At 72.2% G+C, this 12,326-nt stretch carries 13 protein-coding genes; 7 read left to right on the forward strand and 6 right to left on the reverse strand.

The features are described from left to right. Positions 1-52: 52 nt before the first annotated feature. Positions 53-862, forward strand: a complete 810-nt coding sequence (locus H5V45_RS18780; protein ID WP_185254342.1) for an isoprenyl transferase — start codon at positions 53-55, stop codon at positions 860-862. On the opposite strand, the gene H5V45_RS18785 is transcribed toward H5V45_RS18780, so the two are convergent. Together H5V45_RS18785 and H5V45_RS18790 are read right to left on the reverse strand one after the other, a co-directional pair. After that, the gene (locus tag H5V45_RS18785) at positions 859-1,968 is read right to left on the reverse strand and encodes a hypothetical protein (protein WP_185254343.1); all 1,110 of its coding nucleotides are present in this window, start codon (positions 1,966-1,968) and stop codon (positions 859-861) included. The two genes, H5V45_RS18780 and H5V45_RS18785, sit on opposite strands and share 4 nt — an antisense overlap. Continuing rightward, positions 1,965-2,438, reverse strand: coding sequence for an RNA polymerase sigma factor (locus tag H5V45_RS18790; protein WP_221634053.1), 474 nt, complete (start codon positions 2,436-2,438; stop codon positions 1,965-1,967). Before H5V45_RS18790 ends, H5V45_RS18785 begins: the two co-directional genes overlap by 4 nt. 165 nt (positions 2,439-2,603) lie before the next feature. On the opposite strand from H5V45_RS18790, the gene H5V45_RS18795 reads away from it, so the two are divergent. Further along, a complete protein-coding gene (locus H5V45_RS18795; protein ID WP_185254345.1) occupies positions 2,604-4,241 on the forward strand; it encodes a sensor histidine kinase in 1,638 nt (545 codons plus the stop codon). A 32-nt stretch (positions 4,242-4,273) separates the two neighbouring features. Here H5V45_RS18795 and H5V45_RS18800 read toward each other — a convergent pair whose 3' ends face one another. The 4 genes from H5V45_RS18800 to H5V45_RS18815 are packed head-to-tail and all read right to left on the reverse strand — an operon-like array spanning position 4,274 to position 7,401. Beyond that, positions 4,274-4,684, reverse strand: a complete 411-nt coding sequence (locus tag H5V45_RS18800; protein WP_185254346.1) for a Fur family transcriptional regulator — start codon at positions 4,682-4,684, stop codon at positions 4,274-4,276. After that, positions 4,671-5,678, reverse strand: coding sequence for a metal ABC transporter permease (locus tag H5V45_RS18805; RefSeq protein ID WP_185254347.1), 1,008 nt, complete (start codon positions 5,676-5,678; stop codon positions 4,671-4,673). Before H5V45_RS18805 ends, H5V45_RS18800 begins: the two co-directional genes overlap by 14 nt. Further along, positions 5,678-6,526, reverse strand: a complete 849-nt coding sequence (locus H5V45_RS18810; protein WP_185254348.1) for an ATP-binding cassette domain-containing protein — start codon at positions 6,524-6,526, stop codon at positions 5,678-5,680. The genes H5V45_RS18805 and H5V45_RS18810 overlap by 1 nt, the downstream gene beginning before the upstream one ends. Next, positions 6,523-7,401 carry a metal ABC transporter substrate-binding protein gene (locus tag H5V45_RS18815; RefSeq protein WP_185254349.1) on the reverse strand — a complete coding sequence of 293 codons (879 nt, stop codon included), beginning with the start codon at positions 7,399-7,401 and terminating at the stop codon, positions 6,523-6,525. Before H5V45_RS18815 ends, H5V45_RS18810 begins: the two co-directional genes overlap by 4 nt. A gap of 141 nt (positions 7,402-7,542) precedes the next feature. Here H5V45_RS18815 and H5V45_RS18820 point away from each other — a divergent pair, with 141 nt between their 5' ends. From H5V45_RS18820 to H5V45_RS18840, 5 genes are all read left to right on the forward strand, one after another. Beyond that, entirely contained in the window at positions 7,543-7,863 is a 321-nt protein-coding gene (locus H5V45_RS18820; RefSeq protein ID WP_185254350.1) for an antibiotic biosynthesis monooxygenase family protein, read from the forward strand. A 51-nt stretch (positions 7,864-7,914) separates the two neighbouring features. After that, positions 7,915-9,312 (forward strand): glycine--tRNA ligase, encoded by a 1,398-nt coding sequence (locus tag H5V45_RS18825; RefSeq protein WP_185254351.1) that lies wholly within the window; start codon positions 7,915-7,917, stop codon positions 9,310-9,312. A 26-nt stretch (positions 9,313-9,338) separates the two neighbouring features. Beyond that, entirely contained in the window at positions 9,339-10,022 is a 684-nt protein-coding gene (locus tag H5V45_RS18830) for a hypothetical protein (protein WP_185254352.1), read from the forward strand. Positions 10,023-10,077: 55 nt separating this feature from the next. Further along, on the forward strand, positions 10,078-11,214 hold the full coding sequence (dusB, locus tag H5V45_RS18835; protein WP_185254353.1) for a tRNA dihydrouridine synthase DusB: 1,137 nt from the start codon (positions 10,078-10,080) through the stop codon (positions 11,212-11,214). A 220-nt stretch (positions 11,215-11,434) separates the two neighbouring features. Then, positions 11,435-12,316 carry a VldE C-terminal domain-containing protein gene (locus H5V45_RS18840; RefSeq protein WP_185254354.1) on the forward strand — a complete coding sequence of 294 codons (882 nt, stop codon included), beginning with the start codon at positions 11,435-11,437 and terminating at the stop codon, positions 12,314-12,316. Positions 12,317-12,326: the final 10 nt, after the last annotated feature.

Raw genomic sequence — 12,326 nt, forward strand, 5'->3', positions numbered from 1 at the left:
GGCGAACCGGCGTGTCGAGACCGGTCGAGCCGCGTGGATCTAGGCTCCTCCCGTGAAGCGCTCCGTCCGCCGCCCGACCCCGCACCCGTCCGGCGCGACCCCGCCCGCCGTGCCGAAGGACCTCGTCCCGAAGCACGTCGCGGTCGTCATGGACGGCAACGGCCGCTGGGCCAAGGACCGCGGGCTGCCCCGCACCAAGGGCCACGAGGCGGGGGAGAGCTCGCTCTTCGACGTGGTCGAGGGCGGGATCGAGATCGGGGTGAAGGCGATCTCGGCCTACGCCTTCTCGACCGAGAACTGGTCGCGCTCGCCCGACGAGGTGAAGTTCCTCATGGGCTTCAACCGCGACGTGATCCGCCGCCGCCGCGACGAGATGCACGAGCTCGGGGTGCGGGTCCGGTGGGCCGGCCGGGCGCCGCGGCTGTGGAAGTCGGTCATCCGGGAGCTCCAGGTGGCCGAGGAGCTGACGAAGGACAACGACGTCCTCACGCTCACGATGTGCGTCAACTACGGCGGGCGCGCCGAGCTGGCCGACACCGCCCGCTCGATCGCCCGCGAGGTCGCCGCCGGCCGGCTGAACCCCGAGAAGATCGACGAGAAGACCTTCGCGCGGCACCTCTACGTCCCCGAGCAGTCCGACGCCGACCTGGTCTGGCGGACCTCGGGGGAGCAGCGGCTGTCCAACTTCATGCTCTGGCAGGCGGCCTACAGCGAGTTCGTCTACTCCGACGTGCTCTGGCCCGACGTCGACCGCCGCCACCTGTGGGCCGCGATCGAGACCTACGCGCAGCGGGACCGGAGGTACGGCGGGGCGGTGCCGAACCAGACCCCCGCCGACCCTCTGGCCGAGCCCCGGTCCTAGCCGCTCGTCCGGGGGTCGTAGCCCACGACGTCCTCGGGGCGCTCGGCGACCTCGGTGCCGTCGGTGCTGCGCACCACGACCCGGTCGACGCCGTCGACCGGGCCGAGCACGACGCGCAGCACGGCGCCGTCCCACGTGGGGTCGGTGACGGTCCGGCCCTCGCGCACCGATCCGTCCTGCAGCCGCAGCGTCAGCGAGTCGACCGTGCGGTCGGGGTCGTAGACCGCCCACAGCCGCAACGTCGAGACGCGCCCGACCATGTCGTCGGGCAGGTGCAGGACACCGGTCATGTCGCGCAGCACGGGGCGGCCGGGCATCCGGCTGCTGACGATCCCGTCCGGCGTGCCGGTCGCCCAGCACAGCCGGTCCTCGCACGGGCCGACGTAGATCGAGCGGTGGTCGCGGACCAGCCCCGAGTAGTCGTAGACCGGCCGGTCGTCGAGCAGCACGGACGCGCGGCCGCGGTCGCCCGGGGTCAGCAGCCGGACGGAGGGGTACGGCGTCACCCCGTGCTCACCGAGCCGCAACGACTCGGCGGTCGGCGCGTCGGCGGTGTTGCCGAACCCGGTGCAGACCTCGGCCGACCGGAGCGCCCAGCCGTCGTCGCTGCGGACGTAGGTCGTGACGCTGCCGAGCGTGCCGTCCTCGTTGCCGAGCCGCAGGGTGGCGCGGTCGCCCGACTCGTCGAAGGCGAACGTGCCGGCGCCGTACTCCCGCGCGACCCCGGCCGGCCCGCGGAGCCGCTGCAGGTCGGGGACGAACTCGTCCTGGGAGCCGTCGAAGGCCACGGCGACCTGCTGCGGGCAGAGGAAGGTCGTGTCCACCGCCCGCCGGCTGTGGTCGGGGCCGGCGACGTCCGCGTCCTGGTTAAGAGCGGGCCAGAGCAGGGCGCCGGCGGTGACCGCGACGGCGACCCCGGCGGCCGCCGCGACCAGGACGGGGCCGTGGAGCAGTCGGGAGCGGCGGTCCGGCAGACCGCCGCCCGGGGTCAGGCCCCGCTCCCGGATCCGGGCGCGGGTCGCCCGGTGCAGCAGCGCCACGTCGACGTCGCGCTCCTCGGCGGTGGTGGCGAGGGCGTCGCGCAGGCGCGTCTCGAGGTCGTTCACAGCTCCTCCTTCAGGGCCCGGGACAGGGCGGCCAGGCCGCGCGACACGGTGGACTTGGCGGTGCCCGTGCTGACCCCCATCGCCTCGGCCACCTCGGCCAGCGGGAGGTCGAGCCAGTAGCGCAGCACCAGCGCCTCGCGCTGGCGGCGGGGCAGCCGGGCCAGCTCGTCGACGACGGCCTGGCGGTCGCCGTCCTCGCCGGGGGTCGTGGCCGGCACCGGCAGCAGGTGGGCCGAGCGGCGGGCGGTCTGGGCGCGCCGACCGCGGCTGCGGACGTCGTTCACGACGATCCGGTTGAGGTAGGCGACCACCTTGTCGGGGCCGCCGTGGAGCCGGCCGCGGTGGGCGTAGAGCCGGCAGAACGCCTCCTGCGCCACGTCCTCCGGGTCCGGGGCACCGAGCAGGGCGGCGAGGCGGGTCACGCGGCGGGCGTGGGCGTGGAACAGCGCGTCGAAGTCGGGCTCGTCCACGCGCGTTCCTGCCTCCCGGACGGTCGGGGCACGGTTCATACCCGGTCCTACGCGCGAGGCCCCGAAAGGTTGCCTCGCGCGGCTCCGTCGCGATTCTGCCCGCTTCGGGGCTCCGGGCGTGGAATCATCGAGCGCGTTGCCACGGAGCTCGGACGGGGGTGAGGGATGCTGCAGGAGGCAAGCCCCTTGCGGCGACGGCTGCTCGAGGTGGACGACCCCGACGTCCGCGCGCTGCAGATCGTCTTCACGCTCCTCTTCGTCCTCGACTTCGTGCTCCGCTTCGTCGGTGCCGCCGGGGTGGCGCTCCGGTCCTGGCCCACCGCCGGCCTGGTGCTGGCCCTGGTGCTGACCGTGTTCACGCTGGTGCGCCCGGTCCGCCCGCGCACGACGGCCCTGGTCGCGCTGCTCCCGCTGCTCGACCTCGCGGCCCTCGGCCTGGGCCGCCTCAACCAGCAGGCCACGGGCGCGGGCATCCTCGCGATCGTCCCCGCGCTGTGGCTCGGGCGTCAGCTGGGCCGTCGCGGCGCCGTCATCGCCGGCGCAGGGACGGTGCTGCTCGTCAGCGTCCCGGCGCTCGTCTACTTCGGCGTCGACGGCATCACGGTGTCGCGCTCGCTGCTCATCCCCGTCGTGACCACCTGGGCCGGGCTCGCGATCGCGTCGGCCCTGGAGAAGATGCGGGCCGCCTCCGACGTGGCCGAGGGGCGCGGGCACGAGCTGAACGCCGCCCTGGGCACGATCGACTACCAGCAGCGGTTCTCCGAGGCGATCCTCGACACCGTCGACGTCGGCCTGGTGCTGCTCGACGAGCGTGGCGCCTACCTCACGATGAACCGCCGCCACCAGGCGTTCATGGACCTCGCCTACCCGTCGGGGCACGCGGGCATGGCCGGCCAGCTCGGCCTGGTCTACGCCGAGGACGGCAAGCGGCCGCTCGTGCGCGAGGAGATGCCGACGTACCGGGCGTCCCAGGGCGAGGAGTTCGACGACTTCCGGATGTGGATCGGTGACGACCCGGTCACCAACCGGGCGGTCTCCGTCTCGGCACGCACGGTCAAGCACCGCGACGGCAGCTTCGGGGGCGCCGCGCTGGCCTACAACGACGTCACGGACTTCATGCGCGCGCTGCAGGTCAAGGACGAGTTCGTCGCGTCGGTCTCGCACGAGCTGCGGACCCCGCTCACCTCGATCGTCGGCTACGTCAACATCCTCGAGGAGCGCGACGACCTCCCCACCGACGTGCACAGCCACCTGTCGGTCGTCTCGCGCAACACCACCCGCCTGCAGCGGCTGGTCGCCGACCTCCTCCACACCGCGCAGGTCGACGAGGGCCCGATGCAGGTACGCCGGGTGCCGACCGACCTGAGCAAGATCGTGCGCGACGCCGTCGAGGCGGCCACGCCGGCCGCCGCCGCCTCCGGGATCACCATCCACGCCGAGATGCCGGAGCGCCTGGAGGTGATGGTGGACGCCCAGCGGATGGCGCAGGTGGTGGACAACCTGATCTCCAACGCCATCAAGTACAGCCCCGACGGCGGCCGGGTCGACGTCTGCCTCGCGCTCGACGGCGGCAAGGTCGAGCTGGCCGTCAAGGACACCGGGCTCGGCATCGAGTCCTCCGACCGGGACCGGCTCTTCACCCGCTTCTTCCGCTCCGCGCACGCGACCAAGCAGTCCATCCAGGGCGTCGGCCTGGGGCTCAGCATCACGAAGTCGATCGTGGAGAGCCACGGCGGCCGGATCGAGGTCGAGAGCGAGCTCGGTCGCGGCAGCGAGTTCCGCGTCCGCATCCCGCGCGACTGACGCCGTCGGCCCCAGCAACACCCGCGGGTGGGTCAGCCGCAGGCGGGGCAGGTCCCGAAGATCTCCAGCGTGTGGCTCACGTCGGAGAAGCCGTGCTCGCCGGCGATCGCGCGGGTCCAGCGCTCCACGGTCGGTCCCTCGACCTCCACGGTGGCGCCGCACGCGCGGCAGACCAGGTGGTGGTGGTGCGTGTCGGAGCAGCGGCGGTAGATCGCCTCGCCGTCCTCGGTGCGCAGCATGTCGACCTCGCCGGCCTCGGCCAGCCGCTGCAGCGTGCGGTAGACCGTGGCCAGCCCGACCGTCTCGCCGCGGCGGCCGAGCAGGTCGTGGATCTCCTGCGCCGAGCGGAAGTCCGCGAAGGACGAGAGGGCGTCCGCGACCGCGATCCGCTGGCGGGTCGGGCGCAGCGGCGGGGTGGCCGTCGGGCCGTCAGTGCTCGTCATAGTGCTTCCCGTGGGGTGCGTGGCGGTGTCCGTCGTGGACGTAGTCCACGTGGTCCCCGTGCGGGACGGCCACGTGGCCGCAGGCCGAGCCGTGCTCGTGCGGGTGCGGGTCGGTCTCGAGGTGGGCGTCCGGGTCCGCGACGTCGTGGTGGGCGGGGAACGGCGCGTGCAGGCGCTGGCGGTGCCGCAGCCAGACACCGAGCGGCCAGGTGACCACGAAGCCCGCCAGCGAGAGCAGCACGATCGTGGGGCCGGGGGACACCGAGACGCCGGCGGGCACCACGGCGGCGATGGACAGGCCGCCGACGGAGGCCAGGGTGCCGAGCAGCATGGCGGAGACCAGCGTGGTGCGGAACGAGCGCGCGAGCTGCTGGGAGGTCGCCACCGGCACGACCATCAGGGCCGAGACGAGCAGCAGCCCGACCGTGCGCATCGCGACGGTGACCGTGACGGCGGCGAGCACGGCCACGAGCAGGTTGTAGGCCCGCACGTTGAGCCCGGCGACCCGGGCGAACTCCTGGTCCTGGGCCACGGCGAACAGCTGCGGCGACAGCCCGACCGCCGTGCCGATGACCACGGCGGCCAGCACCATCGTCACGACCACGTCGGTGGAGGAGATCGTGGTGATGGCGCCGAAGAGGTACTGCTGCAGCCGCGAGGCGCTCTGCCCGGCCAGCCCGGTGACCAGCACGCCGCCGGCGAGGCCCCCGTAGAAGAGCAGCGCGAGGGCGACGTCGCCGTTCGTGTGGCCGCGCTCGCGGATCACCTCGATCAGGATCGCGCCGAGCACCGCGACGACGACGGCCGTCCACGTGGGCGACGTGCCGGTCAGCAGCCCGAGCGCCACCCCGGTCACGGCCACGTGGCCGATGCCGTCGCCCATCAGGGCGAGGCGTCGCTGGACCAGGTAGGTGCCGATCGCCGGGGCCGCGAGCCCCGTGAAGAGGGCGGCGAGCAGGGCCCGCTCCATGAAGGGGAGGGTGAAGACGTCCATCAGGCACCGGCCTCTCGTCGGACCGGGGGATCGAGCGGGGAGCCGACGTGCGGGGCGTGGTCGTGCCGCTCCGGGGGATGGTGGTGGTGGTGCGTGTGCGCCTCGCCGAAGTCGGGCGAGTGCACCTCGTGGTCGGCCAGCGGAGGACCGTCGTACGCCACGCGCCCGTCGCGCATCACCACGGCCCGGTCGACGAGGGGGGCCAGCGGCCCGAGCTCGTGGGCGACGAGCACGATCGTGGCGCCGCGCTCCTTGAGCTGGCGCAGCGCGTCGGCCAGCGCGTGCTGGTTGGGCAGGTCCACGCCCGCGGTCGGCTCGTCGAGGAAGAACAGGTCGGGCTCGCCGGCCAGCGCCCGGGCGATCAGGGCGCGCTGCTGCTGGCCGCCGGAGAGCTGGGAGACGCCGTCGCGGGCCCGGTCCTGGAGACCGACCACGCGGAGCGCCTCGTCGATCGCGCTCCGGTCCGCGCGGGAGAGGGGGCGCAGCAGCCGGCGCCGGGTCAGGCGGCCGGACGCGACCACCTCCCACACCGAGGCGGGGACGCCCGAGGTGGCGCTGGTGCGCTGGGGCACGAAGCCGACCCGGTGCCAGGCGTGGAAGTCGGCGAAGGGCGTGCCGAAGAGCTCGAGCTCGCCGACCGCGAGCGGCCGCAGGCCGGTGAGGGCGCGGACCAGCGTGGACTTGCCGGAGCCGTTGGCGCCCATCAGCGCCACGAACTCGCCGGAGCGGACGGCCAAGTCGATGCCGCGCAGCACGGGACGCCCGCCGATGGCGACGGCGCCGCCGACCAGGTGCACGGGCACCGCGTCGCCGGGCGCGCTCGGGGAGGTGCCGGGGGTGGTGGTCACGAGCAGCCGTTCGCCTTCTCCAGCGCGTGCAGGTTGTCGGTCATGATCGAGAGGTAGTCCGCGTCCTCGTCGTCGGCCGTGAGCCCCTCGAGGGGGTCGAGCACCGCGGCGGTGATGCCCATGTCGTCGGCCAGCGACTGCGTCAGCCGGGGGCTGACGAGCCGCTCGCCGAAGACCGTGGTGATCCCGTCGCTGCGGATCAGGTCCTGCAGCTTCGCCAGGTCGGCCGGGGTCGGCTCGGCGTCGGGGGAGAGGCCGGCGATCGGTGCCATGTCGAGACCGTACTTGGCGAGGTAGCCGAAGGCGTCGTGCGAGACCACGATCGTGGTGCGCTCGCAGTCGGCCAGGCCGTCGGCGTACGCCGTGTCGAGGTCCTCGAGGTCGCTGCGGAGGTCCGCGGCGTTGGTGCGGTAGGTGTCGGCGTGGTCGGGGTCGAGGTCCGCGAGGTGCTTGGCCACGGCGTCACCCAGGGCCGCCATCCGCAGCGGGTCCTGCCAGAAGTGCGGGTTCACCTGCCCGTCGGCGTAGTCCTCGAGCTCGACCACGTCGGTCGCGTCGAGCACGTCGCCGGTCGAGTTCTGGTCGACGGCAGCGTCGACCGCGGGCTGGAAGCCGGACTCGTAGACGACCAGGTCGGCCCCCGCCACCGCGGCGGTCTCGCGGATCGTGAGCTCGAGGTCGTGCGGCTCCTTGCCCGGCGCGGTGAGGTTCTGCACGGTCCCGAGGTCGCCGGCGACCCGCTGCGCGACGTACTCCAGCGGGTAGAACGCGGTCGCGACCTGGATGCCGGCGGTGTCCGACCCGGTGAAGGCGGCGCAGCCGCCGAGCACCAGCGAGCCGGACAGGCAGGCGACCGCGAGCGGTATCAGCTTCATGAGAACGATTCTCAAGAGATTGAGAATGATTGTCAACTCGTCCATCACCCGTTGGTTGAGGAGGTTGCGCAGCACCGGCCCGCCCGGTGGTTGAGGAGGTTGCGCAGCAACCGTCTCGAAACCACCCGTACCCTCGGGCCCATGCTGGTCGTGAGCAGGTTCCGGGTGTCCGAGGCCGAGGCGGGGGAGTTCCGTCCGGGCCTCCAGCGCGCGCACGAGGCGCTGGCCGAGCGCCCGGGGTACGCCGCCGGCTGGATCGGCCGCAACCTCGACGACCCGTCCCTGTGGACGCTGGTCACCACGTGGGAGAACGTCGGCGCCTACCGCCGCGCGCTGTCGGCGTACGACGTCAAGCTGCACGCGGTGCCGCTGCTGAGCCGTGCGATCGACGAGCCCAGCGCCTACGAGGTCGTCGAGCCGGGGTCCGACCTCAATATCCAGCAGACACGGTCGTTAGGCTGAGTGCTTCTCCTGACCGGCAGCCAGCCGGCCGGACCACCGAAAGGCACCCCCATGGCCAAGGCCCCCGCGACCACCGTCGACCACGTCGTCTCGCTCTGCAAGCGCCGGGGGTTCGTCTACCCGTGCGGCGAGATCTACGGCGGCACCCGGTCGGCCTGGGACTACGGCCCGCTCGGCGTCGAGCTCAAGGACAACATCAAGCGCCAGTGGTGGAAGTCCATGGTGCAGATGCGCGACGACATGGTCGGCCTCGACTCCAGCGTGATCCTGCCCAAGAAGACCTGGGAGGCCAGCGGCCACGTCGACACGTTCTCCGACCCGCTGACCGAGTGCCAGTCCTGCCACAAGCGCTTCCGCGCCGACCACCTGCAGGAGGAGTTCGCGGAGAAGAAGGGCCTCGACGACCCGGACGCCGTCGACCTCGCCACGCTCGCCTGCCCCAACTGCGGCACCCGCGGCGCCTGGACCGAGCCGCGCCAGTTCTCCGGCCTGCTCAAGACCTACCTCGGCGTGATCGAGGACGAGTCCGGCCTGCACTACCTGCGCCCCGAGACCGCGCAGGGCATCTTCCTCAACTTCGCGAACGTCGTGACCTCGAGCCGCCAGAAGCCGCCGTTCGGCATCGCGCAGATCGGCAAGTCGTTCCGCAACGAGATCACCCCCGGCAACTTCATCTTCCGCACCCGTGAGTTCGAGCAGATGGAGATGGAGTTCTTCGTCAAGCCCGGCGAGGACGAGGAGTGGCACCAGTACTGGATCGACGAGCGCACGAAGTGGTACGTCGACCTCGGCATCGACGCCGACAACCTGCGGCACTACGAGCACGCCCAGGAGAAGCTGAGCCACTACTCCAAGCGGACCGTCGACATCGAGTACCGCTTCCGCTTCGCCGGCTCCGAGTGGGGCGAGCTCGAGGGCATCGCCAACCGCACCGACTTCGACCTGAGCACGCACTCGAAGGCGTCCGGCCAGGACCTCAGCTACTTCGACCAGGCCAACAACGAGCGGTACACCCCCTACGTCATCGAGCCGGCGGCCGGCCTCTCGCGCAGCCTGATGACCTTCCTCGTCGACGCCTACACCGAGGACGAGGCCCCCAACACCAAGGGCGGCGTCGACAAGCGCGTCGTGCTCAAGCTCGACCCGCGGCTCGCGCCGGTCAAGGTCGCCGTGCTGCCGCTGAGCCGCAACGCGGACCTGTCCCCGAAGGCCAAGGCGCTCTCGGCCGAGCTGCGCCGCAACTGGAACGTCGACTTCGACGACTCCGGCGCCATCGGCCGCCGCTACCGCCGCCAGGACGAGATCGGGACGCCGTACTGCGTGACGGTGGACTTCGACACCCTCGACGACAACGCCGTCACCGTGCGCGAGCGCGACACGATGGCGCAGGAGCGGATCAGCCTCGACGGCATCACGTCGTACTTCGCCGAGCGATTCGTCGGTTGCTGAGCCGGTTGCTCGGGCACACTGACCCCATGTTCGCTCTCCCGAGCCGTCTGGCCGCGCTCGCGCTCGCCGGTGCGCTGGTCCTGACGGGCTGCTCCGGCAGCGACGACTCCCCGAAGGCCGACCCCAGCACCTCGTCCTCGACGTCCGCGTCGGGGTCGACGTCGCCGAGCGCCGAGGACTCGCCGTACCTCCCCGTCCCCGACGGCGTCGAGCTCACGCCGCAGGGCAGCGAGCTCAAGGTCGGCGAGAAGGCCACCGTCGCCTACGAGCCGCGCCAGGACACCGTCGGCGTCCTCGACATCACGATCGACCGGATCGAGGAGACGACGTTCAAGAAGTCGTTCGCCGGCTGGAAGCTCGACAAGGCGACGAAGAAGACGACCCCGTACTTCGTGCGGGCCACGATCACGAACGTCGGCGACACCGACCTCGGTGGCCGCGACGTGCCGCTCTACATCGTGGACGGCAACAACACGCTGATCGAGGCGTCGGCGTTCGCGAGCACCTTCAAGCCGTGCATGCCGGGCACCTTCCCCAAGAAGTTCAAGCAGGGGAAGACCGCCGACGTCTGCCTGGTCTACCTCTCGCCCGACCACGGCGAGCTGACCGCGGTGAGCTTCCGCCCGACGCAGGACTTCGACCCGATCACCTGGGAGGGCCAGCTCAAGGAGCCCAAGCCGGTCGGCAACGGCGGTGCCAAGGGCGGCTGAGCCGTCCGGGGCACCGGATTTGGGCGGGGTCGGGGAGTGCGCGGAGAATGAGCGCATGCCCGTGCCCTCCTCGCTGACCCTCGGGTCGCTGGTCGTCGACACCCCCGTGGTGCTCGCGCCGATGGCGGGCATCACCAACGCGGCGTACCGCCGGCTCTGCGCCGAGCAGGGCGCCGGGCTCTACGTCTGCGAGATGATCACCTCGCGCGGCCTGGTCGAGCGCGACGCGCACACGCAGGACATGCTCGTCTTCGACGAGCTGGAGACCACCCGCTCGGTGCAGCTCTACGGCACCGACCCGGTCTACGTCGGCAAGGCGACCGAGATCCTCTGCGCCGAGTACGGCGTCGCGCACATCGACCTGAACTTCGGCTGCCCCGTCCCCAAGGTGACGCGCAAGGGCGGCGGCGGCGCGCTGCCGTGGAAGCGCGGCCTGCTGGCCGAGATCCTCGAGGAGGCCGTCGCCGCGGCGACGCCGTACGACGTGCCCGTCACGATCAAGACCCGCAAGGGCCTCGACGACGACCACCTGACCTACCTCGACGCCGGCCGGATCGCCCAGGAGACCGGGGTCGCCGCGATCGCGCTGCACGGCCGCACGGTCGTGCAGGCCTACTCCGGTGCCGCCGACTGGGACGCGATCGGCGCCCTCGTCGAGCACGTCGACATCCCCGTGCTGGGCAACGGCGACATCTGGGAGGCGGCCGACGCGCTGCGAATGGTCGAGCAGACCGGGGCCGCGGGCGTGGTCGTGGGCCGCGGCTGCCTGGGCCGGCCGTGGCTGTTCCGCGACCTCGCGGCCGCGTTCGCCGGCGAGAGCGTCGCGACCCTGCCGACCCTGGGCGAGGTCCGCGACGTGATGCGCCGCCACGCCGAGCTGCTGTGCCAGCACATGGGGGAGGAGCGGGGCTGCAAGGAGTTCCGCAAGCACGTGTCGTGGTACCTCAAGGGCTTCGCCGCCGGCGGCACCCTGCGCCGCGCGCTCGCCCTGGTGACGTCGCTCGCGGAGGTCGACGCGCTCCTCGCGGAGCTGGACCCGGCCGAGCCGTTCCCCGTGCTCGAGCTGGGCACCCCGCGCGGCCGGCAGGGCTCGCCGCGGGCCCGCGTCGCGCTCCCCGACGGGTGGCTCGACGACACCGACGGCAGCGGCGCGCACCTGCAGGAGGACGCCACCGAGGTCACCGGCGGCTGAGCCGGCCGGCGTACCCCGCCGTGAAGCTGCCGTCCACCCGTCGTCCCGTCCGCGTGATCGGGGTCACCGATCGGGTGATCGGGAACACGACCGAAATCCTTGTCCACAATTGGGACAGGGGTTTCGGCGTGTGCTTCACTCGGTCCTCGTTGCGCTTTCGTTACCAACGGAAACGTGTCTCTCGGAAGTCCCCCGTCTTCTGCAGCAAAGGATCAGCGCTGTGGCGCACCAAAGCCACAAGCGGGACACCAATGCCCGCTCCAAGCCCAAGGCCGCCCTCGTGGCCGGCCCCCTCGCCTTCCTGGCGACCGCATCGGTCGTCACGATCGGCGTCCTGACCAGCGCGCCGGTCGTCCACGACGTCGTCGCCACCGAGAGCGCGACCGCCGACATCAGCGGCCGCGAGGTCGTGTCCCGCTCGACGTCCCGCCTGGACCTCCAGGACAAGCGGGCCTTCCAGAAGGCCTTCGACGCGAACATGTCCCGCACGGCCACCCTGAAGGCCGTCCGCGGGGCCGACACCCGCCTGTGGACCACCACGCTGCTCAACCTGTGGAGCGGTCCCGGCAAGGACGCCTCCAAGGTCGGCGAGATCAAGGCCTCGAAGAAGGTCCTCGTCACCGGCCGCAAGGCCGCCGAGCGCGTCGAGCTCGTCATCGACGGCAAGTCCCGCTGGGTGACCGCGGGCTACCTCGCCGAGGACAAGCCGGAGCCGGCTGCTGCCGCGACGGGCGCCACCGCCGGCCTGTCCACCGCCCCGTGCCCGGACAGCAGCACCGAGAGCGGCCTCACGTCGAGCGCCGTCATGGTCTACCGCGCCGTGTGCCACGCCTTCCCGCAGATCACGACGTACGGCGGCTACGACGCCCACGGCGAGCACGCCTCGGGCAAGGCCATCGACATCATGAACAGCGACGTCGAGCTCGGCAACGCGATCGCGGCGTTCCTGCAGGCGCACGCCTCGGAGCTGCACCTCTACGACATCATCTGGCGCCAGCACATCTGGACGCCGGAGCGGTCGAGCGAGGGCTGGCGCTACATGCCCTCGCGCGGGTCGGCCACGGCCGACCACTACGACCACGTGCACGTCTCCGTCTACTGAGTCGGACGAC

It is taken from the genome of Nocardioides luti, from assembly GCF_014212315.1.
GTDB classification, from domain to species: Bacteria; Actinomycetota; Actinomycetes; order Propionibacteriales; family Nocardioidaceae; genus Nocardioides; species Nocardioides luti.